This window comes from Variovorax sp. YR634 (assembly GCF_900106655.1).
GTDB lineage: Bacteria > Pseudomonadota > Gammaproteobacteria > Burkholderiales > Burkholderiaceae_C > Variovorax.
Genome location: NZ_FNOL01000014.1, coordinates 23122 through 45525, shown reverse-complemented (window position 1 = coordinate 45525; position 22404 = coordinate 23122). Strand labels below are relative to the sequence as shown.

Here is a 22404-nt window from a genome sequence, read left to right as displayed (position 1 = left end):
ATCGGTCGATCCGATACAGCAGTGATGCTGGGCAACAAAGTCGGAGAAACGTCGGATTCACTGCACCCGCGCGCACACAAACCCCAACGCATCAGCCAGCTTTCTCCCAAATTGCATGTTCGACTCGGCGTCCAGGAAGTTTCTGATTGCTTCCGGTACACGAGGAGAAGAACCACCATGACGCGGCTGCAGAAGAAGCCTCCAGAGCTCCGTGCGCGAGCGCCCGGCTTCACCTTGATCGAGGTGATGGTCACCGTGGCGATCGTGGCGATCCTGGCGTCCCTCGCCCTGCCCTCCTACACGGACTACGTCCGGCGCGGCCGCATCCCGGAGGCGACCTCCAATCTCTCTGCCAGCAACGCAAAGATGGAGCAGTGGTTCCAGGATGCCAAGAGCTACTACGCCACCGGGTCCACCAGTGCATGCGGCGTGAGCATCTCGAATACCAACCTGAAGTACTTCACGCTCACCTGCTCGCCCAGTTCGTCCACGAGCTACACCATCACTGCCACCGGCACGTCCACCATGGCCGGCTTCGTCTACACCATCGACCAGGACGGCACGCGGACTACCACCATCACCGGCGTTTCCGGATGGACCGCAACCTCGTCGAGCTGCTGGATCACAACTAGGGGCGGGAGTTGCTGATGCGCATGCGGCAGCCTTCGTCGGCGGGGTTCAGCTTGATCGAGTTGATGGTGGCTATCACGCTCTTGGCGATCCTGACTTTGCTGGCCGCACCCGGGTTCAGTGACTGGACACGCAACAACCGCCTGCGCAGCACGGCCGAGTCGCTGCGCTCCGATCTGCAGACGGCCAGGGCGGAAGCCATCCGCCGCAACACCGGCACGCGATTGCAGTTCGTCAGCTCACTGGACGCCAGTTGCGCGTTGAGTACCAGCGTGGCGATCTGGGTGGTGAACGCCGGCATCTCCCAGACACCGGCCGGCGCCTGCGGCAATGCCCCGAGCGCCACCAGCACGCCCTACCTGATCAGCAAGAGCCCGATCGAATCCAGCAAGAGCTCGGATCTGGTGCTCACCGCAACGCGCAGCACCGTAGGCTTCGATGCATTGGGCCGCCAGTCGGCCACGAGCAACCCGACCACGTCGGTCGCCACGCTGACGGTGCAGCTGACCAGCGCCAGCAGCACCTGCGTCGCCTCCGGCGGCTCGGTGCGCTGCCTGAACGTGATCGTCTCGCCGGGCGGTGATACCCGCATCTGCGACCCCGCGCGCAGCGGGAGCACCGACCCCATGACCTGCTGACCATGCCGCGCCGCCAAACACCTTCATCCGCCATGGGCGGCTTCACCCTCATCGAGGTGATGGCCGCGCTGCTCATCTTCGCCGTCGGCCTGCTGGGCATCACCGGCCTCTATGCCAGCGCGGCGCGCACCGCTACTGGCGCCGAATTCCGTACGACCGCCGCCATGCTCGCCAGCGACCTGATCAGCCGCATGTGGATGAGCGACCGCACAGCGGCCACCCTCCAGGCCAACTACGGGAGCACGGCCGCCGGCACGGGCTACACGAGCTGGAAGGCCACCGTCGACAAATCGAACCTGCCGGGCATCGGCAGCCTGCCGCCGACCGTCACTTTCAGCACGGTAGCCGGCGGCGGCAGCTCGGCCGTCAGCAGCAGTCTGGCCACCATCACCATCTACTGGAAAGGCCCAGGCGACAGCAGCGCCCACCAGTACGTGGCCATGGCCCAGATGAAGCCGTGAGAACCTTCATGCCCGCCCCACGCCCCATTCGCAGCCAGCACGGCTTCAGCATCATCGAACTCATGGTCGGCCTGCTGGTCGGCATGCTGGCGGTGCTGATCGTTGTGCAGTTGCTGTACTCCACAAGCACACAGCAGCGGCTGACCAGCACCAGCGGCGACGCTGAAATCAACGGCGCCACGGCCACCCACATCCTGACGCGTGAACTGAGCCAGGCCGGCCTTGGCATCAGTGCCTACACGCTGCTGGGCTGCAGTCTCACGTACACCACGACCTCCGACAGCAAGAGCGTCACGCTGTCGTCGCTGGCCCCGGTCACGGTCAATCCCGGCACTTCGCTGGTGCCCGCGGGCGACACCGGCACCGACACGCTGCTGGTCGTCAGCGGCAGTTCAGCCAGCCCCACCGAGGGGGACGCTCTCGCGGGCACCAGCACCGCAACCAGCTACACCGTGACCACCCCGTCGTCCTTCGCCACGGGTGACTGGGTGATGGCCGCCTCGACCACGCGCGACAGCACCTCTTCATGCGCCATGACTCTGGGCAAGGTGACTGCCATTGCAAGCTATGTGCTGACTGTGTCCAGCGGCACCGCGGGCCTGGCGTCAGCGGAGGCCGCCGTCTACAACCTGGGGGCCGCCCCTGTCATCCATGCCTATGCGATCCGCAACGGCAACCTCACCGTGTGCGACTACGCGGCCTACAACTGCGGCGACACCAGCTACACCACCACGCTCAACAGCAGCGTCTGGGTTCCGGTGGCCAGTCACGTCGCCAGCCTGCGGGCCCAGTACGGCCGCGACACCAGCGACCTGAGCACCCCGAAGATGGACGGCGTGGTCGACAGCTACGACCAGACCACCCCCGGCAGCACGAGCGATACCTCGGGCCTGTCCAGCTACTGTGGCTGGCTGCGGGTGGTTGGCCTGCGGCTCGCGGTGGTCGCGCGCAGCCAGCAATACGACAAGGACTCGGTCACCACCACCGCACCCACCTGGTCCGGCAGCAGCGCCAACACCAGCACCACCAGCACGCTGACCACCGTGACGCCCACCGCCCTGGCGATCGACCTCAGCACCAACTCGGATTGGAAGCACTACCGCTACAAGACCATCGAGACCACGGTGCCGCTGCGCGACATCATCTGGAACGGCAACCAGGTCACCTACCAGAGCGGAGACGTCGCATGCTGAGCCCACAGCGCAGGCAACGCAGGCAGAGTGGCTTCGTCATGATCATCGTCCTGATTGCGCTGGCGATCATGAGCATGGCCGCTATCGGCCTCATGCGCACCGTCTCCAGCTCGGCGAGCATCGCCGGCAACCTAGCCTTCGAACAGGCGGCTGCCACCTCTGCCGACCAGGCGGTGGAGACGGCGGTGACCTGGCTGGAGAACAACAGCGGACAGACCAGTTCCAGCACCGCCAGCGCTTGTTCGACAGGAACCTCCGTGCTGGCCTGCGACCAGGCGAGCCATGGCTACGCCGCCACGCGCACCGACCCCGGCAGCACGCAGTCCTGGTCGCAGCTGTGGACCCAATTGGCCAGTGCGGGTTACACCGCCATCCAGCTGAGCCAGGACAGCTCGGGCAATACCGCTGCCTATCTGATCCAGCGCATGTGCGCCAGCACAGGCGATGCGTCATCCACCAACGGTTGTGGCAGTTCACCCCTGACCGTGAACACCGGTGGAAGCAAGAAGTCCGGCAGCACCCAAACGTCCAGCACTCAGGTCTATTACCGCATCACCGTCAAGGTGAGCGGGCCGCGCAATACCGTCTCCTTCACGCAAGCCATGGTCGCCCTATGAATATGTTCCTTCCCGGCCGCAGGTCGATCGCCGGCCGCTGGCGCGCCTGCATGGGCGCCCTGGCGCTGATCCTCGGAGCACCCGCCTTCGGTGCTCTCACCGACCTGGCCACGGCCCCGCTGGAAACGTCCTCGGCCACGCTGGTCAAGCCCAACATCATGTTCATCCTGGACAACTCCGGCAGCATGGCGTCAGCCTACCTGCCGGACTGGGCAGACGACTACAGCGCCAGCAGCTATCCGTACCTCTACCGCAACAGCCGCTTCAACGGCATCTACTACGACCCGTCGGTCACCTATTCGCCGCCTGTCAACTACGCCGGCACCAGCTACACCAGCATGACTTCGGCCAACACGTCGGCATGGGCCAAAGTGCCGACCGACGGCTTCGGCATCATCTCCACGGGCACGACCGACCTCACGGGAACAACCACCCCCGCCACGTACTACACCTTCATTCCGGGCGAGTACTGCTCCTCGGCCAACCTGCGCACTTGCAACAAGCAGAGTGCGGCCACCACCGCCTATGCCTACCCGGCCTACCTGCGCTGGTGCACCACGTCCGCACTGAGCACCTGCCAGGCCGCATACATCGACAGCACCTCCGCGCCGGCCACCTACAAGTACCCGCGGTATCCGGGCATAAGCTCCACCGCAACGATCGTCATCAGCGGATCGAGCAGCACGAGCATCAGCGGCATCACTGTCAACGGCGTGCAGATTCTCTCGGCCACGACCACGGCCAGCACGTCGTCCACCACGGTGGCCACCAACATCGTCACGGCCATCAACAACTGCACCAGCAGCAAGACCGGCAACTGCGGCATTGCCGGCTACAGCGCCAGCCGCAGCGGCAGCACCGTGACCATCACCTCGCCCAAGGGCACCGATGCCTATGGCTATTCGCCCGTGGTCACGCAATCCGGCAGCATGACGGCCACCGTCACCGCCTTCAGCGGCGGCACGCCGGGCAGTTGGGTGCAGACCACCATCAGCAGCAGCACGTCGACCTATGCCTACCCCGGCACGAGCGCCCGCTCCACGACGCGCACCGACTGCACCACCAACAGCACCACCTGCACCTATGCGGAGGAGATGACCAACTTCGCCAACTGGTGGGCTTACTACCACACCCGCATGCAAACGATGAAGAGCGCCACGACGCTCGCCTTCAGCGGGCTGACCTCCAGCTACCGGCTGGGCTACATGACCATCAACAAAGTCAGCAGTTCGACGGATTTCCTGAACATCGCCGACAACACCACCACCAGCGGCGGGCAGAAGTCGCTGTGGTACGGCAAGCTCGTGGCCGCCCAGGCCAGCAGCACCACGCCGCTTCGCACTGCATTGTCGAATGCCGGGCGCTACTTCGCCGCCAAGGTTTCCTCCATCAATGGAGTCACGACCACCGATCCGATGCAGTACGCCTGCCAGCGCAACTACACACTGCTGTCGACCGACGGTTACTGGAACGAGACCGCGACACCCTACAAGGCCGATGGATCCACCGCCATCGGCGACCAGGACAGCAGCGAGTCCCGCCCCTATCTCGATGGCAACAAAGTGTCCAACACGCTGGCCGACGTGGCGGAGTACTACTACGTCACCGACCTGCGCTCATCCTCCCTGAGCAACACGACGAATTCGAGCGGCACGGATGTCTCCAGCAACAGCTATTCCAACAAGCGCCAGAACATGGTGACATCCACCATCGGCCTGGGTGCCTCGGGCTACATGCTGTTCGATGCGGACTATGCAAATGCCACGAGCGGCGACTACTACGACGTCGCCAACGGGACCACCACCAGCAGCACGACGCAGACTTCCGGAGTGTGCGGCTGGCAGAGCTCCGGCAGTTGCAACTGGCCCACGCCGGTCAGCGACACGCAAACCGCCATCGACGACCTGTGGCATGCCGCCGTCAACGGCCGGGGCAGCTACTACAGCGCGTCCAACGCGGCCGATATCAAGACCGGCCTGACCAACTTCCTCAATACCGTGGACGCCACGACCAGCAGCTCCGCAGCTGTTGCGCAAAGCGCGCCCGTGCTGACCTCCACCACGGCCGGCTACACCTTCTCGACCACCTATTGTTCCGGCAAGTGGTTTGGTGAATTGGCGCGCTACGCGGTCAATTCCAGCACCGGAGTCACCTCCACCACCGCCGACTGGGCCGAGTCGGGCGCGGGCTCCGACTGCTCGAGCACTTCGGGCAGCCTCACCACCACGGCACTGCTGGACAACGTCGGCTACGCCTCGCGCACCATCTTCACCTACGACCCCAGCACCGCGACGAAGCTCAGTTTTTCCTGGGATGCGCTCACGACAACGATGCAGGGCTACTTCAAGATCGCGTCGATCAGCTCGCTGTCCCAGCTGTGCAGTTCGGGCAGCGCCTGTCTGGCGACGGCATCCCAGGTGAACAGCACCACCGCCGGCACCACCACCGGCGCGGGCGCGGTGAACCTGGTGAACTACCTGCGTGGCGACCGCAGCAACGAAGGCTCCACCAACACCAAGTACTACCGTTCGCGCACCCACGTCCTGGGCGACGTCGTCAACTCCACGCCGGTGTACATCAAGGCCCCTTCGCGCAGCTACAGCGACTCGGGTTATGCCACCTTCAAGTCCACCTACGCCTCGCGCCAGGGCATGGTCTATGTGGGTTCCAACGACGGCATGCTGCATGCCTTCAACGCCGACACAGGCGCCGAGACCTGGGCGTACATCCCCTCGGTTCTGCTGCCTAACCTGTACAAGCTGGCGGACAAGAACTATGCGTCCAACCACGTCTACTTCGTGGACGGCCAGATCACGCAGGCCGACGTCTACTACAACAGTGCCTGGCACACCATCATCGTGGGCGGCCTGGGCGATGGCGGCCGCGCGTACTTCGCACTGGACGTGACAGACCCGGCCTCCCCGACGGTGCTGTGGGAATTCAGTTCAAGCAGCACGCTCACGCCCAATCTGTACGACGTGGACCTGGGCTACACCTATGGCGCCCCGGTGATCACCAAGCTGTCGGACGGGACCTGGGCGGTCATCCTCAGCTCCGGCTACAACAACGTCTCCGACGGCGACGGCGAAGGCCATCTGTGGGTGAGAAACGCCATGACCGGCGCGCTGATCAAGAAAATAGACAACGGCATGGGCACCACCTCCAGCGGTGGCACGGTGACCGGCTGTTCCGTCGCGCCTTGCCCCAGCGGCCTGGCGAAGATCAGCGGCTGGACCAACAGCTCCACAGACAACACGACCACACAGCTCTACGGCGGCGACCTGTTCGGCAATCTCTGGCGCTTCGACATCAGCGCCCTGGCTTCCAGCAGCGGCAGCGCCACGGTGCAGCTTCTGGCCACGCTGTCGGATAGCTCGGGCAACCGCCAGCCCATCACCACCGCGCCGGAACTGGGGCTGGTGAGCAGCCAGCACGTGGTCTTCGTCGGCACCGGCTCATACCTGGGCGTGACCGACATCACGACGACACAGGTGCAGTCCATGTACGCCATCAAGGACTCGCTGAGCGGCAGCTCCACCACCAGCGCCATCTACAGCAACCCGCGCAGCAATGCATGCAGCACGGGAACGGTGACCAACTGCTTCGTCAAGCTGACGCTCACCGACACCTCCGGGGTGCGCACGGCTGCCAGTTCAGTGAGCTACTCCACCAATTTCAGCACCATGTACGGCTGGTTCGTGGACATGCCCGAGTCGGGCGAACGCGTCGACGAGGACCCGGTGCTTTCTTCCGGCACGCTGGTCTACGTCTCCAACACGCCCAGCACCTCGGGCGCCTGCAGCACCGGCGGCTCCAGCTACATCAACTACGTCAACTACGCCACCGGCCTGGCGGTGTCGGGCGCCAGCAATACGGGCGTGCTGCTGTCGAGCTCGGGCTTGTCGAGTTCGGCTGCGCTCGCGGTGACCAGCAGCGGCAAGACCGTCGCTACCACAAAGGACTCCACCGGTACCGTGACGACGACCACCATTCCGGTTTCCTCCTCAAGCAGCACACGCCGCATCTCCTGGCGGCGGCTGACCGATGGGCAGTGAGGAAGGGCACAAGGGCATTGCCAACCTGACAGTCGGCGTTGGAAGACAACGCCGGCTGCACACAAGGCGCTCCCCTCAAGATGTCTCCCACATCGCCGCGCAGACTCGCCGGCATGTGCACTCCCGCAGCTTCGCGCCCATGGATCCGCCTGCGCTGGCGATTGCCGTGCGTGGGCCTGTTCGGGCACCCCGTCGAGGGCCACTGGCTGTGGGAGCCTGACACGCCGTCGGTGCGCGCCGCATTCCAGGCGGCCGTGGAGGCCGGCAACAAGGCACATGGCGCCGGGACGCACTGGATGGAGCAGGAAGAAGCCGAGGCGGCGCCGGACAGGACGGCCATCCGGCAGGCGCCAGGGGCGGATCACATGATCGGGTGATTGCAGCCGGACGGCACTCTTCGAGAATCGCGAGCGGGACGACGGCCTCCATCGCACTTCGAGGAGAACAGCGATGCCACCCTATGTTTGCAGCTGCGGTCTGAAATGCTGGGACCCGCACACTCCCCCGGTCTATTGCACCCAGCGCCCAAGGTGCGGCCCCTTTGTTGACGAAGGCACTCTGCCGGAGGAGTTGGCGCCTGACTCTCCTCACCCGCCTCCCGATCTGCCACCGCCCCCAGGCGGCTCGGTGGCCGTTCAGTCTGCCTCCAACACCATCACGATAGTTCCCATCGCACACCAGCCCATGCCGGTCGGCCTGCTGTCGATGCCCGTGGAAATACTCCACCTGATCCTGACCAACATCGGGCCCGGGCTTGTGCCGGTACTGGGTGCGCTGCACCGAACGAGCAATCGGACGCACCACCTGACCCAGCTGGCCCTGGGGTCCGACATGCATCTGGCGACCGTACCGATCTTCACCAACATGCTCTTCAGATTCCAGACGCAGTGGCAGCCACATGCGGCAGAGATCACACAACAGCTCGCGGTCAGGTTGACGGGGAACCTGGAGACCCTCAAGGCGCTGGTGAAGAAGCTCACTTTGCTGCGCAAGGAATGCCTGTTCCTCATCACCCAGCTGGAAGGCCTCTTGTCGGGCATAGAAAACGTGTGCCGCCTGATCGACGGAGCCGACACCGTGCGCCGAGCCACCATCACGGCGAATCTCGTCGCGCTCAGGGACCGGGTGAGGGCCCTGAGAGACCAGATTGCAGCACAGGCGACAGCGTTGGGCCTGAGACTGCAGGCCGCGAAGAAGGCCGAAAGCCAGAAGCGATCCCTGATGCGCCTGTAGATGCGCCTGTGGCGATCAGGCTCAACGCGCCGCGTTCCGATCCGAAATCATCTTCGGGCTGATGAAGATCAGCATCTCGGTCTTGTTGTTGACCCGGCTGCGGGTGCGGAACAGCGCGCCGACCATTGGCAGTTCGCCCAGCACCGGCACGCGGGACTCCGAGTTGGTGTCCGTCAGCTCGAAGACCCCGCCGATGACGACGGTGCCGCCGTTCTCCACCAGCACTTCGGTCTGGATGTGCTTGGTGTTGATGGCGTAGCCCGCCGTGGTCGATTGGCCCACGGTGTCCTTGTTGACGTCGAGCGCCAGGATGATGTTGCCCTCGGGCGTGATCTGCGGCGTTACCTCGAGCTTGAGGTTGGCCTTGCGGAACGCGATGGACGTGGCGCCGCTCGATGTCGCTACCTGGTAGGGCAGCTCGGTGCCCTGCTCGATCAGTGCCTTGGTCTGGTCGGCCGTCACCACGCGCGGGCTCGACACCACCTTGCCCTTGCCGTCCGCCTCCAGCGCGGAGATTTCGAGGTTGAGCATCTTCGTCAGGCTCGAATTGAACAGCGACAGAGCGAAAGTTCCGACCGCATCGCCGGTCGTGCTGGTAGCCGGCAGGTTGACGAAGCTGGTGCTCGAGTAAGTGTTGGTGCTGGTGGTGGTGGTCACGCCGCCGGTCGTGGTCGAGCTGACGGAAGGCGTCACGCCCACCGACGAGTTCGAATTGACGGAGCCGCCGCCGAGCTTGACACCCAGCGACTTGCTGAAGGTATCGGTCGCCTCGACGAAGCGCGCCTCGATCAGAACCTGGCGCACCGGCACGTCGAGCTTCTGCAGGAGGTCAGCCACCTGCGACAGCCGCGAGGGAATGTCGGTCACGAAGAGCTGGTTGGTGCGCACCTCGGCCAGCACGCTGCCGCGTGAACTCAGGATGCGGGTGGTCGAGCCCGAGCTGCCACCGCCGCCTCCACTGCTTCCGGTGCCGGTAAGGCCCTGCGCCACCGTGGCGGCCTTCGCATAGTTGAGCTGGAAGGACTGCGTGCGCAGCTGCTCCAGTCCCTGCAGCGTGGCCTGCGCCTCGTACTTGATCTTTTCCTTGGCATTGAGCTCGTCTTCCGGCGCGATGCGCAGCACGCTGCCGCTCTTGCGCATGCCGAGGTTCTTCGCCTCCAGGATGATCTCGAGCGCCTGGTCCCAGGGCACGTCCTTGAGGCGCAGCGTGAGCGTGCCGCTGACGGAGTCCGAAGTGACGATGTTGAAGTTGGTGAAGTCCGCAATCACCTGCAGCAGCGAGCGGATCTCGATGTTCTGGAAATTCAGCGACAGCTTCTCGCCGCTGTAGCCCGTGCCTTGCGCGAGCTTGTTGGGGTTTTCCTTGCGCGGACGCACCTCCACCACGAACTGGCTGTTGCTCTGGTAGGCGCTGTGCTCCCATTCGCCGCGCGGGTCGATCACCATGCGCACGCGGTCGCCGGACTGCTGCATGCTCACCGACTGAACCGGCGTGCCGAAGTCGGACACGTCGAGCCGGCGGTTCAGCCCCTCGGGCAGCGACGACTTGGTGAACTCGACCACGAGGCCCTTGCCCTGCTGGCGGATGTCCACGCCCACCTGGTCGTTGGGCAGCGACACGATCACGCGGCCGGCACCCTCGGTGCCCAGGCGGAAATCGACGTCGCGCAATGGCAGCACGTCGCGGTTGCGGTTCTCGGCAAACTCGAAGGGTGTAGAAGCCACCAGCGCGGGGCCCGCCGCGGGTTGCAGCACCACCAGCAGCGACTTGCCGCGCAGCTCGGTCGTATAGGCGGTCGCCTGCTTCAGGTTGAGCACGAGGCGCGAGCGCTCGCCCGCCTGCACTACGTTGACGGAGCGCAGGTTGCCCTGGCTGATGTCGATGGCTTCCCGACCCAGGCGGCTGGTCATGCCAGGAAAGTCGAGCGCGATGCGCGCCGGCGACTGGATGGCGAAGCCGTTGGGCGCTGCGGCCAACGGTTCGGAAAAATCGACACGCAGCACTTCGCTGCCTGCCTGCACGGAGCCCGTGACTGATTCGATTCTGTTCTGTGCCTGTGCCTGCGCCGCTGCGAGCGACCCGAAGGCAACGAGCAAGAAGACGGACGCGCGCAACCAGCGCGCGAGCACGAATGACTGTTTTTTCATTTCACCTGCCTTGAAACTGCGGCTCCATCTCCTCGCTGCCCTGAGGTCCCTCCCGAGCGCAGCGATGCCCCGGCGCCGCGCAGTCCATGCTGCGCAGCGGGGGCGAGCAGCGCGGCCGCTTGCTGGCCGCGCTGCTCCCTTCACGTCCTCACGTCATCAGAACGCGTGGCGGATACCGAAGTCGTAGCCGGTGGAAGAGCGCGGCAGGCCCGTGTAGCTGGTGCCCGTGCTGCCGTAGCCCGTGGTGCTGGCCGACACCAGGCTGCCCGTGTAGTTCACGTCGTTGCGGTTGTTCACGCGCGCCACCGTCGCATACAGCGCCGTGCGCTTGGACAGGTTGTGCACGTAGCCAACTGCGAACTTGCGTGCCATCGGGTCTTCGCCCGTGATGCCGGCCGTGCCTTCGTTGTAGCGCACTTGCGAGTACGCCACGCGGATCAGGCCTGCGCCCACCGGCACGGTCGCACCGATCAGGTAGCCGTTGTAGGTGTCGTGCGTGTCAGCCGCTGCCGCGTAGTCGAACTTGTTCTTCACGTTCGACAGCTCGCCGAACAGCTTCACAGGACCGAAGTCGTACGAAGCGCCCAGGTTGATGGTCTGCACCCTGCGCTCCAGCGCGGTGGTGTCCACGACGGTGCTCTGGCCCACGGCCAGTGCCACGTCCAGGGGACCGTTGGCGTAGCCGAAGCGGCCACCGACGTAGCGCCCAGCCGTGCTGCTGGAAGCTGCAGTGGTGCTGGTGGCGTCGGTGCTGGCGTTCTCGTGCAGGCTGTACTGCACCTGGCCGTAGAAGCCGCCCAGGTTCGGCGGCAGGAAGTAGCCGATCGAGTTGCTGGCACGCACGTAGTTGGCGTTGTTGATGGTGGTGTTGCCGCTGACGGTGCTGATGACGTTGGTGCCCGAGCCGTTGGTGCCGAACGGGTCGAACACGGTGTCGTTCCAGAAGGTGGCGGTGTAGTCGCGGCCCAGGCGCAGCTCGCCGAAGCCACCCGACAGGCTCACGGTGGAGCGGCGCGCGAAGGTGGAGATGCCGGTGGCGCCGTCGTCGTTGGTGATGGGCGCTTCGAGCCAGAAGCTCGCTGCCAGCCCGCCGCCGAGGTCTTCGGTGCCGCGGAAGCCGATGCGGCTGGAGTTGTAGGCCGAGTTGCCCAGGCTCGTCTTGCTTTGCTTGACCGACGCGCCGGTGGTCGTGTCGCGCGAGGTGCTCGACTGGTAGGTCAGGCCAGCGTCCACGACGCCGAACAACGTGACGGACGATTGGGCAGAAGCCAGGCCGCAGACGGCCAGGGCAGCGAATGCCGTGAGGGTTTTCTTCATTCAGGGTTCTCCAGTTTCAGGTCTGATGCGGCCGTTCGGTATCGACCGGCTGTACGCATGGTTTCGCCCAAATCAGGAGGAATTTGGTGGTTCCGTTTTCTGCGGCTTCGAGTGTTGTGCGCGTACATCACACACGCGCAGGCCTCATGCGGCAGGGCCATTGCAGCGTCCTTCAAATTTCTCCCAGATCGCCTGAAAAGATCCACGCATGACGAAGCTGGAGACTCACAGGTGAAGCGCTCACGAATCCTGATAGCGGCGATTTGCGGGGCCTTGGCCATCGCATGCGCCAGCACGAGCATCGCAATGGTTCACTCCACCTCCGTGCTTGCGGCGAGCATGTTCGTCGACCACAAGGTGCGCACGCAGGCGCCGGCAAACACGCAGCAGCAACATTGGTGGGCCAGCTTCGAGGACACGGCAATGAACCGGTTGATGGCCGCATCGGGCGGCGCCAACGAATCGGGCGTGGCCGCGACCTACATCGCGCTCAAGGTAAAGACGCTCGAGCTGCTCTATCTGGAGAACACGCGTTCCGCCGTCGTGCGGCAAACCATGCTCATCCAGGGCACCGCGCAGCCGTACGACGACTTTGCGAAGCAGCTCGCGGCGCGGCACGCCAGCGCGGAAACGACCATCGGCAAGCTGCAGGTGCAGCGCGCAAGCTACATCTCTTATCTGGCGAAGCAGTGCCACATGTCGGAAGCTGCATTGAACGAAATGCTCGCCGACGCATTGCAGGACAAGTCGCTGCCCCGCTTCGCAGCCGAGGTGCCGCGCGAGCTCCCGATGGCGGTGCTTTCAAACAGGAACGACGTCAACCTGGCCGCCGCACTCTACGGCGCCGACGCGAGCGCGATGCCCGACGGCGTGATCGAAGCGACGAACGAGGCGACGAACGAAGCGTCGAACGAAGGGCAACAGAACATCGACATGCCCGGCAATCCCTTCTACGTGCACGCGGTCGCGCAGGCACGAGAGCAGGTTTCAGAGGCACTGCGCCGCCTGCAAGCGCAGAGCGACATCGCGAACACCGCGTACGCGCGCGTCGCGAATGCAAGGGCCGAATTCGAATCGTCGAAGCAGCGCCGCGACCGCGGCGAGATCTCCGAAGTGCAGCTGATGGAGGACTTCCAGGGCCTGCTGCTCGACCTGCACGTGCTGGCCGCAGCCAACGGCGAGCTGGCGCTTGCGTGGGTCGTCTTCATGGGAAGCATCGGAAACAGCCCGTCGATCGACTCGATCGCGGGCCCGCAATCCGCGCAGGCCGAACAAACGGATCAATTGCCGTTTCTGCACAAAGTCTCCCGAAAGTTGCGCAATCCTTGAAGTTCGAAGGAGCCTTACATGACCACTGCCTTGCATAAAGTCCCCACCCGCCCCGTGCTGAAGCTGGCCGGCCACGGACACCCGAAGCCCGACACTGCCGCACCCGTGCGCCGCGCGTGCCCGGCGGACGGCGAGCAAGCGAACAACACCACGGCGACCACGCTGGCCATCCAGCAACTCGTCAGTGCGTTCCAGCCCGCATTCGATCGGATGCATGTGCTGCGGGATCTCGTCATCCCCATGTACGAAGGCAGCGCCGTGCCTACGGCGCGCTTCGACGTGGCACTGGTGTGCGAGGCCGGCGTGTACCTGTTCGAGGTGAAGGGCTGGCGCAACGCGGTGGTGTATCGCAAGACCGCCGCCCAGGCGCTGCCGCGCTGGTTCCTGCGCCAGAACGGGCATTCGCTGGCGCGCGAGGTGAAAGACCCGGCCTGGCAGTGCGGCCGCAAGACCACGCACCTGCGCAGCCTGCTGCCACCCGACCTGCGGGTGCAGTACTTCGTGCTGCTGCCGTTCGAGGGCGTGGAACTGCAGGGCGTGATGCCGTCCGTCGTCATCACGCCGCAGGACCTGCCCTACATCGCGCGCGTGGCGCGCAACAACGGGCGCACCGAGCAGGGCTATCCGATGCTCGACGACGACGCCATCGACCGCACGCTGCGGCTGCTGACCGGCCTGCAGGGCAACCTGACGGTCGACGACCACATGAGGAACAGTCGCGAAAAGAGCGCGCAGGCCCCGGTCAGGCCGGCGCATCCGGGCGTCCTGAAGCTGCAATGACGCGATGAGCCGGATCCTGCTGGTGGAGGAAGGGCGCGACGCCGCGTCGGTGCTGCTGGACGAATTGCACCGCGCCGGGCACGAAGTCGACCACATCGACGACGGCGCGGTCGCGCTCCATCGCATCCTGACCTCGCCGCCCGCGCTCACGCTGCTCGACGTTCAGCTGCCGCACGTCAACGGCCTGCAGATCCTGGAGAAGATCCGCGCGCGCAGCGACCACCCGATCATCATGCTGACGGCGCTCGCACACGAGGCCGACCGGCTGCGCGGCTTCGAGCTCGGTGCGGACGACTACGTGTGCAAGCCCTTTTCTCCGAGGGAAGTCGTGGTGCGCATCCACACGGTGCTGCGGCGCTATGCGCAGCGCCGCATCGTCGCCCGGCCTTCGGTGCCGATCACCTTCGGAGCCGTGCGCGGCTGCGCGATTCTCGACGGGCACTACCTGCCCCTGACGCGCCGCGAGTCGCTGCTGCTGCGCGCGCTTTCGCAGGAGCCAGGGCGGGTGCTGACGCGCTCGAAGCTGCTCGAAGCCGCGTTCCCGGAGGCGCTCGACGTCAACGAACGCGTGGTCGACACCCACATCAAGAACCTCAGAAAGAAGCTCGCCACCGTCTCGACCGAGCACGACTGGATCCGCTCGGTCTATGGCGTCGGCTTTGCATGGGAATCGCAGGCCAGGCAAGACGCCTGACCCGACGCCGGCTTGCTTCCTGGAAATCCTCTCACATGAAATTACGCTGGCGCGGTTTTCCGCGGCCGCCGATGGTGTTGCTGTCGCTGCTTCTGCTGCGCGCGCAAACGGCCCCGGCACAGGAAACATGGACCGAGGCGCCGATGACGCTGCGCCGCACGCCAGAGCTCGCGGAGACCATCGCACCAACCGAGCGCAGCACGCGCCCGAGCCTGGTCGACGGCGACAAGCTCAGCGGTCGGCCCGACCTCGAAGTGGTGGTCGAGGGCAATGCTTCGCTGCGGCGCGGCGACACGCGCATCACGGCTGACCGGCTCGAATACCAGCCGCCGGGCGATCTGGCCACGGCCACAGGCAACGTGCACCTGAACCAGGCCGGCAACGTGTACGAAGGCCCCGAGCTGCACCTGAAGGTCGAGAGCTTCGAGGGTTTCTTCAACCACGTGCGCTACACGCTGCTGGCCAACGGCGGGCATGGCGAGGCCGACCGCATCGACTTCGTCGACCCGAAGGTGTCGATCGCGCGGCACGCCACCTACACCACCTGCCTGCGCGAGAACTATTCGAGCTGGGTGCCTGCGTGGATGCTCACGGCGGTCACGATGACCACCGACACCGACACCAACCTCGCAACCGCCACCGACGCGCAGATCAGCTTCCTCGGCGTGACCACGCCCTCGATACCGTCGGTGAGCTTTCCGCTCAGCAACGCGCGCCAGAGCGGCCTGCTGCCGCCGGTGATCGGCTACGACACCACCAACGGCTTCGAGTACCTGCAGCCCTACTACTGGAACATTGCTCCCAACCGCGACCTCACGCTGTATCCCGAGATCATGACCAGCCGCGGCGTGAACCTGGGCACCGAGTTCCGCTACCTCGAGAAAACCTACAGCGGCCAGATCCGCGTTGACGAGATGCCCAGCGACAGCCTGCGCGGCATCAACCGATGGGGCCTCTGGGCCAAGCACGACCAGCAGTTGGATCCCAAGCCCTTCGGGCTCGATTCGCTAAGCACCTCGTTCAACATCAACCGCGTGAGCGACGACGACTACTGGCGCGACTTCTCGCACACACCCACGCTGACCTCGCGCACGCTCACCAACGAGTTCGACCTCAACTGGACCAAGGGCGACTGGAGCGGCCAGGCGCGCACCCTCGCCTACCAGACGCTGCAGTACGCGGCCTCGCCCATCACGCCTTCGTACAACCGCGTGCCGCAGATCACGGCAAACTACAACAAGTACGACTGGCACGGCTTCGACGTGTCGGGCACGCTGGACTACACACGCTTCGAGATCGATTCGGCCTACTCGCCCACGCTCAACGGCATCAAGCAGCCCAACGGCGAGCGCATGGTCGGCAACCTGCAGATCAGCCGGCCGTGGGTCACACCAGGCGGCTACGTGATTCCGAAGCTGCTGCTGCACACCGCCGCCTACCAGCTCGATTCGGCGCTGGCCAGCGGCGCGACCTCCATCACCAGCGTGGTGCCGACCGTAAGCCTCGACAGCGGCCTGGTGTTCGAGCGCGACACCAACCTCTTCGGGCGCGCATGGCGTCAGACGCTGGAGCCGCGCGCCTTCTACGTGCACACGCCCTACCGCGACCAGAGCCAGCTGCCCGTGTACGACACGGCCGCCAATGACATCAGCTTTGCCACGCTCTATACAGAGAACGCGTTCTCTGGCAACGACCGCGTCTCGGACACCAACACGCTGACCACAGGCGTGAGCACGCGCCTGATCGACCCGACCACCGGCGCCGAGTCGGCACGCTTCGGCATCGCGCAGCGCTTTCGCTTCAGCGACCAGAACGTCACGCTGCCCAGCGGCACCGCCGTGACCGACCGCACGGGCGACTTCATCGTCGGTGGGCTGGTGCACTGGAATCCGAAGTGGAGCGTGGACGGCATCGCGCAATACAACATGGATACCGGCAAGAGCTCGCGCGACGCGCTCACGCTGCGCTACACGCCTGCGCCGTACCACACGCTCACCGCGGCCTTCCGCTACCAGGCAGACAGCAGCTCGACCGCGGACGACGGCACGAAGACGGTGGACTTCAACTGGCAGTGGCCGCTGAGCGAGCTGACGAGAGGCCTCTTCGGCAACAAGTCGCCCACGGACCCGGGGCGCTGGTATGCGGTGGGGCGGCTGAGCTACAGCCTGCACGACCACGCGATGTCCGACAGCCTGATCGGCGCGGAGTACAACGCCTGCTGCTGGGTGGGCCGCGTCGTGCTCGAGCGCCTCGTGTCGGGCCGCACCACGCCCGACACGCGGCTGATGTTCCAGATCCAGTTCAACGGCTTCGGCAACATCGGCTCGAACCCGACGAGCACGCTGCTGCAGAACATCCAGGGCTACCAGCCGTTGAATGCCCCTACGCAGGAGCCGAGCCGGTTCACGAACTACGACTGAGGGGCTTCAGGTCGGTTCAGGGCAGCAGTTCGAACTTCAGGTCAGCCAGCGGCGTGACCTTCTCTTCGCGCACCATCTTGTATTCGGTGTTCGGGCCCAGCCACTTGGCCCAGAGGCGGTCGAGCTCGCCCGACTTCTCCAGCGCGTAGAGGGCAGCGTTCACCTTGGACAGCAGCACGGGCTCGTCCTTCTTCATGCCGATGCCGATGGGCTGGAGCACCATCGGGTCCTTGATCATCTTCAGCGCGACGCCTTCGGTCTTCGACTGGTTGACCAGCTTGGTGATGGTCATGGTGTTGGCGACCATGCCGACCGACTTGTTCTGCTGCACCGCCATGAAGGCCGAGCCGGTGTCCTGGAACGTGACCGGCTCCGAGCCGTTCATCTTGATCGACATCTCGGAGGTGGAGCCCTTGGTCGAGCTCAGGCGCTTGCCCTTGAAGTCTGCCTTGGCCGTGCCGGGGTCGGAGGCCTTGACGGCCAGCATTTCCTTGGCCACGTAGTACGGGTCGCTGAACTGGATCTGCTCGCCGCGGCTCTTGGTGTAGGCCAGGTTGGCGATGGTCACGTCGACGCGGCCGAGCTTCACTTCGGGCACGCGCGCCTCCACCGACAGCGGCGTGACCTTGGCGGTGAGGCCGAGCTCCTTGGCGAGCGCATTGCACAGGTCGACGTCGTGGCCCACCATCTCGCGCGTCTTCGGGTCGGGTGCCGCAAAGGGGGGCACGTCGGCGAAGGTGCCGCACTTGAGCTCCTTGCGCTGGCTGATGTCGCTCCACTGGTCGGCGTGCGCGAGCAGCGAGGCCGCGCTGAGACAGGTGCCAAGAATGGCGAGGCGGAAGACGGTCTTGTTCGACATGGTGAGCTCCTGGGAGATTGCGAAAAAGTGAACGACGGGGACTGGACTCAATGCGCACGCAGGTCCGACAGGAAGCGCTGCGCGCGCGGATGCTGCGGACTGCCGAAGAAGGTCTCGGGGTCGGCCTTCTCCAGGATGCGGCCCGCGTCCATGAACCAGACGCGGTCGGCCACTTCGCGGGCGAAGTTCATTTCGTGGGTGACGCACATCATGGTCATGCCGTCGTTGGCAAGCCCGCGCATCACCGACAGCACCTCGCCCACCATCTCCGGGTCGAGCGCGCTGGTGGGCTCGTCGAACAGCATGGCGGGCGGCTCCATCGCCAGCGCTCGGGCAATCGCCACGCGCTGCTGCTGGCCGCCCGAGAGCTGCGCCGGGTACGCACCCGCCTTGTTCGACAGCCCGACGCGTTCGAGCAGCTGCCCGGCCTTGGCCTTCGCGTCGCCGCGCTTCACGCCGAGCACGCGCATCGGCGACAGCATGATGTTCTCCAGCACCGACAGGTGCGGAAACAGGTTGAAGCTCTGGAACACGAAGCCGATGCGGCTGCGCAGCTTGTTCAGCGCCGCGCTGCCCATGGGCGCATGGATGTCGTGGCCGTCGAAAAGCAGCTGCCCCGACTTCACTTCTTCCAGCCGGTTCACGGTGCGGATCAGCGTGGACTTGCCGGATCCCGAAGGCCCGCAGACCACGACGACCTCGCCCTTCTTCACCTCGGCATTGATGTCGGCCAGCGCCTGGTAGTCGCCGTACCACTTGTTGATGTTCGAGAACAGGATCATGGTGTCGTCCTTGGCGGCAGCGGGCCGCCCTGCGGGGTGTGGAGCGGGCGTTGTCATGGCTGGGTCACCACAGGGGTTGGAAGCGGCACGCCGTCTTCGGCGGCCTTCACCGGCGCGGCGCCGAGCCGCTTGTGCGCGATGCGCCGCTCCAGCCATTGCGCCAGTTGCGTCAGGCTGAAGCAGACCACGTAGTACGTCATCGCCAGGATGAAGAACACCTGGAACGGCTTGGTCAGCAGCTGGTTGTTGATCTGGTTGGCCGCGAAGGTGAGTTCCTGCACGTTGATCACGTAGCCCAGCGTGGTCTCCTTGATGGTGGAGATGAACTGGCTCAGCATGCTCGGCAGCATGTTGTAGAGCGCCTGCGGCAGGATCACGAACCACATGGTGCCCAGGTGGCTGTGGCCGAGCGCACGCGCCGCCTCGCTCTGGCCCTTGGGCAGCGACTGGATGCCGGCGCGCACCACCTCCGAGAGGTAGGCTCCTTCGTAGATCACCAGCGTGCACAGCATGGTGGTGAAGCCCGACACCTCGCGCCCGATGAGGATGGGCACCAGAAAGTAGACCCACAAAATCACCATGAGCAGCGGCACGCCGCGCACCACGTACACCAGCACGGTGGCGGGCCAGCGCAGCAGGCGCCATGGCGAGAGCCGTGCCAGCGCAAGCAGCACCGACAGCGGAAAGGCCAGCACGATGCCGAGCACCGACAGGATCAGGGTGGCGACGATGCCGCCGAGCGGACCGGTCGGGTACTGGCCGACCAGCAGCAGCAGCCAGTTGTCGCGGAGGATTTCGTAGACGCTGAACATCGTGGCTCCTGCTTAACGTGCACCGACGATGCGATAGCGCCGCGACAGCCAGCCGCCCACCGCCATGATGAGCAGCGAGCACACCAGGTACAGCACGGTGGCCACGCTGTAGGCCTCGAAGGTGCGAAAGCTCTGGCTCTCGATTTCCTTCACCGCGTGCGTCAGCTCGGCCACGCCGATGGCCATGGCCAGGCTGCTGTTCTTGAAGAGCGACACGCTGTGGTTCACCAGCGCCGGCACCGCGTTGCGGATGGCCTGCGGCAGCATCACGTGGCGCATCGACCCGATGTAGCCGTGGCCGAGCGCGCGCGCGGCCTCGGCCTGCCCCGACGGAATGGCGCGCAGGCCCGAACGCATGTCTTCGCTGAAGTAGGCGGCCTGGCACAGGCCGAGCGCGACGATCGACAGCAGCCTCTCGGCGTTGTGCACCGACAGCCAGCCCTGCAGCGCATCGGGCAGCAGGCTGAAGATGCCGAAGTACCAGAACATGAGCTGCACCAGCGTGGGCACGTTGCGGTGGTAGGAGACATAGCCGGCCACGATGCGCTCGGCAATGCGGTTCGGCGTGAGCCGCACCACCAGCAGCACGACGGCCATGGTCATCGCCAGCAGCCAGGAGCCGGCCGCGATCTTCAGCGTCTCCAGCAGGCCGTGCAGCAGCATGTCGCCGAACTCCGGCTTCAGCAGGATCGCCAGCAGGTCGAAGTCCTTCATGCGCTGTTCCTTTGCGTGGCGTGCATGGAGCTGGGGCTCAGTCGCGCGGCGTTTCCGGCCGCGTGGTCGAAAGGCCGCCGGGCACCTGCAGCGTGGGCGTGATTTCCATGTGGCCCACGTTCACCGCGATGGGCGCGGCAATGGCGAAGGCGATGGCGTTGGCAATGTCTTCGGCCTGCGGCAGTTCATAGCCTTCGACGAAGCGCTTGTAGGTGTCTTCGGAGTCGCCGTGCACGTGCGCGAAGATGTCGGTGGCCACGCGGCCCGGGCAGATTTCGGTGACACGCACGCGCTTGCCGAAGCAGTCGATGCGCAGCTGGCGCGACAGCATGCTCACGGCCGCCTTGGTCGCGTGGTAGGTGCTGTTGCCGCCGAAGTTGTAGGCCGCGGCAATGGAGCTGATGTTCACCACGTGACCGCGGTCGCGCGCCGCCATGCCGGGCACCACGAGCCGGCACAGGTGCAGCACGGCGCGCAGGTTGACGTCCACCAGCAGGTCGATGCCTTCGGCGTCGGCCTTGAGGATGGAGCCGGGGCGGTCCACGCCGGCGTTGTTGACCAGCACGTCGAACTCGACTTCCTTCGCGAGGCGCGTGACGGCGGCGAGGTCGCTCACGTCGATGGCGTGCGGAATGCAGCCGGTGCGCGCGGCCAGGTCGGCCAGCTTGTCGGCGCTGCGCGCAAGCGCGTGGACCTTGAGGCCTTCCTTGCTCAGGCGTTCGACGACGGCGGCGCCGATGCCTGAAGAGGCTCCGGTCACCAGCGCGGTCTTGTAGTCGGAAAACGGCATATCGGGTTCTTTCGTTAAGGGGCAGATGACTGCCTGGATTTCACTGTAGCCAGCGCCTGCGGGCGGCGCCAAGACGGATTGACTGTGGAGCGATAAGCCCCCCTTATGTCGCCCGGCATCTGTGCATATGAGTAAGGGTAAGCACCATGTTCGTGCCCCGATGCATCAGGTCGATTGTTTTGAGATGGGCACCACGCGCCCCGCCTTCTCGACCACGCCACGCACGGCGCGAGCCAGGTCGACGGCGCCGGGCGTGTCGCCGTGCAGGAGGATCGAATGCACGCGCATCGGGATCTTCTTGCCGGTGCTGCTGGTGACGGTGCCTTCTTCGAGAAGCTGGCGCACGCGCGCCAGCACCGCGTCGCGCTCGTGGATGACCGCGCCGGGCAGCTTGCGCGGCACGAGCAGGCCGTCGTCGCCACAGGCGCGATCGGCCAGGAAGGTGGTGCGCACGCGCAGGCCGCAGCGCTCGGCCGCGCCTTCGATGGCGCGGCTGGCGGAGGTGCTGACGGTGAGCGAGGGATCGAAATCGGCCACGGCGCGCACCAGCGGCTCGGCCAGCGCGGCGTCGGCCGCGGCCATGTTGCCGAGCGCTCCGTGAAAGCTCATGTGCGTCATGCGGTGGCCGGTGGTGCGGGCCATGCCCTCCAGCGCGCTCAGCTGGTAGAGCACGTATGCCACCAGTTCCTTCGTCTCTATCTGCATCGGCCGGCGCCCGAACCCCATGAGGTCGGGAAAGCCCACGTGCGCGCCGACATCGACGCCGCGCTGGCGCGCCATGCGCACGGTGCGGTCCATGATGACCGGGTCGCCCGCGTGGAAGCCGCAGGCCACGTTGGCGGAGGAGACGATGTCGAGCAGGGCTTCGTCCTCGCCCATGCGCCAGGGGCCGAAGCCTTCGCCGAGGTCTGCATTCAGATCGATGTCCATCG

At 65.5% G+C, this 22404-nt stretch carries 20 protein-coding genes; 12 read left to right on the top strand and 8 right to left on the bottom strand.

Annotated elements, in window-relative coordinates:
• Positions 1–177: 177 nt before the first annotated feature.
• The 8 genes from BLV60_RS21810 to BLV60_RS21775 all read left to right on the top strand — a co-directional run bounded on the left by BLV60_RS21810 (position 178) and on the right by BLV60_RS21775 (position 8827).
• Complete coding sequence (locus BLV60_RS21810) at positions 178–648, top strand: type IV pilin protein (protein ID WP_093057377.1); 471 nt, start codon at positions 178–180, stop codon at positions 646–648.
• Positions 648–1268 carry a GspH/FimT family pseudopilin gene (locus tag BLV60_RS21805; RefSeq protein ID WP_093057376.1) on the top strand — a complete coding sequence of 207 codons (621 nt, stop codon included), beginning with the start codon at positions 648–650 and terminating at the stop codon, positions 1266–1268. Before BLV60_RS21810 ends, BLV60_RS21805 begins: the two co-directional genes overlap by 1 nt.
• Before the next feature lie 2 nt (positions 1269–1270).
• Positions 1271–1729: a type IV pilus modification protein PilV gene (gene pilV, locus BLV60_RS21800; RefSeq protein ID WP_093057375.1), complete on the top strand. Its 459-nt coding sequence runs from the start codon at positions 1271–1273 to the stop codon at positions 1727–1729.
• Between the two features lie 8 nt (positions 1730–1737).
• Positions 1738–2922 (top strand): PilW family protein, encoded by a 1185-nt coding sequence (locus BLV60_RS21795; RefSeq protein ID WP_093057374.1) that lies wholly within the window; start codon positions 1738–1740, stop codon positions 2920–2922.
• A 38-nt stretch (positions 2923–2960) separates the two neighbouring features.
• A complete protein-coding gene (locus tag BLV60_RS21790) occupies positions 2961–3539 on the top strand; it encodes a pilus assembly PilX family protein (protein ID WP_093057373.1) in 579 nt (192 codons plus the stop codon).
• The gene (locus BLV60_RS21785) at positions 3536–7594 is read left to right on the top strand and encodes a pilus assembly protein (RefSeq protein WP_143042627.1); all 4059 of its coding nucleotides are present in this window, start codon (positions 3536–3538) and stop codon (positions 7592–7594) included. Before BLV60_RS21790 ends, BLV60_RS21785 begins: the two co-directional genes overlap by 4 nt.
• Positions 7595–7707: 113 nt before the next feature.
• Positions 7708–7971 carry a hypothetical protein gene (locus tag BLV60_RS21780; RefSeq protein ID WP_143042626.1) on the top strand — a complete coding sequence of 88 codons (264 nt, stop codon included), beginning with the start codon at positions 7708–7710 and terminating at the stop codon, positions 7969–7971.
• Between the two features lie 307 nt (positions 7972–8278).
• On the top strand, positions 8279–8827 hold the full coding sequence (locus BLV60_RS21775) for a hypothetical protein (RefSeq protein ID WP_093057370.1): 549 nt from the start codon (positions 8279–8281) through the stop codon (positions 8825–8827).
• A gap of 21 nt (positions 8828–8848) precedes the next feature.
• Here the strand turns inward: BLV60_RS21775 and pilQ are convergent, their stop codons facing one another.
• Both pilQ and BLV60_RS21765 read right to left on the bottom strand, forming a co-directional pair.
• A complete protein-coding gene (gene pilQ / locus BLV60_RS21770) occupies positions 8849–10975 on the bottom strand; it encodes a type IV pilus secretin PilQ (protein ID WP_093057369.1) in 2127 nt (708 codons plus the stop codon).
• Between the two features lie 156 nt (positions 10976–11131).
• On the bottom strand, positions 11132–12292 hold the full coding sequence (locus tag BLV60_RS21765) for a porin (protein ID WP_093057368.1): 1161 nt from the start codon (positions 12290–12292) through the stop codon (positions 11132–11134).
• Between the two features lie 306 nt (positions 12293–12598).
• Between BLV60_RS21765 and BLV60_RS21760 the strand changes: the two genes are divergently transcribed.
• From BLV60_RS21760 to BLV60_RS21745, 4 genes are read left to right on the top strand one after another with little or no spacing between them, the layout of a single operon-like run.
• Positions 12599–13621 (top strand): hypothetical protein, encoded by a 1023-nt coding sequence (locus tag BLV60_RS21760; RefSeq protein ID WP_143042625.1) that lies wholly within the window; start codon positions 12599–12601, stop codon positions 13619–13621.
• 18 nt (positions 13622–13639) lie between these two features.
• The gene (locus BLV60_RS21755) at positions 13640–14401 is read left to right on the top strand and encodes a nuclease-related domain-containing protein (protein WP_093057366.1); all 762 of its coding nucleotides are present in this window, start codon (positions 13640–13642) and stop codon (positions 14399–14401) included.
• 4 nt (positions 14402–14405) lie between these two features.
• Entirely contained in the window at positions 14406–15095 is a 690-nt protein-coding gene (locus BLV60_RS21750) for a response regulator (RefSeq protein WP_093057365.1), read from the top strand.
• A gap of 35 nt (positions 15096–15130) precedes the next feature.
• Entirely contained in the window at positions 15131–17515 is a 2385-nt protein-coding gene (locus BLV60_RS21745) for an LPS-assembly protein LptD (protein ID WP_093057364.1), read from the top strand.
• Positions 17516–17531: 16 nt separating this feature from the next.
• Here BLV60_RS21745 and BLV60_RS21740 read toward each other — a convergent pair whose 3' ends face one another.
• The 6 genes from BLV60_RS21740 to BLV60_RS21715 form a co-directional block, all read right to left on the bottom strand.
• Positions 17532–18374: an ABC transporter substrate-binding protein gene (locus BLV60_RS21740; protein WP_093057363.1), complete on the bottom strand. Its 843-nt coding sequence runs from the start codon at positions 18372–18374 to the stop codon at positions 17532–17534.
• Positions 18375–18421: 47 nt separating this feature from the next.
• Complete coding sequence (locus BLV60_RS21735) at positions 18422–19156, bottom strand: amino acid ABC transporter ATP-binding protein (protein ID WP_093057491.1); 735 nt, start codon at positions 19154–19156, stop codon at positions 18422–18424.
• Positions 19157–19209: 53 nt separating this feature from the next.
• Positions 19210–19968, bottom strand: coding sequence for an amino acid ABC transporter permease (locus BLV60_RS21730; RefSeq protein WP_093057362.1), 759 nt, complete (start codon positions 19966–19968; stop codon positions 19210–19212).
• Positions 19969–19980: 12 nt separating this feature from the next.
• Positions 19981–20682: an amino acid ABC transporter permease gene (locus BLV60_RS21725; protein ID WP_093057361.1), complete on the bottom strand. Its 702-nt coding sequence runs from the start codon at positions 20680–20682 to the stop codon at positions 19981–19983.
• Between the two features lie 37 nt (positions 20683–20719).
• Positions 20720–21472, bottom strand: a complete 753-nt coding sequence (locus BLV60_RS21720) for an SDR family oxidoreductase (protein WP_093057360.1) — start codon at positions 21470–21472, stop codon at positions 20720–20722.
• A gap of 165 nt (positions 21473–21637) precedes the next feature.
• Positions 21638–22402, bottom strand: coding sequence for a LamB/YcsF family protein (locus BLV60_RS21715; protein ID WP_093057359.1), 765 nt, complete (start codon positions 22400–22402; stop codon positions 21638–21640).
• Positions 22403–22404: the final 2 nt, after the last annotated feature.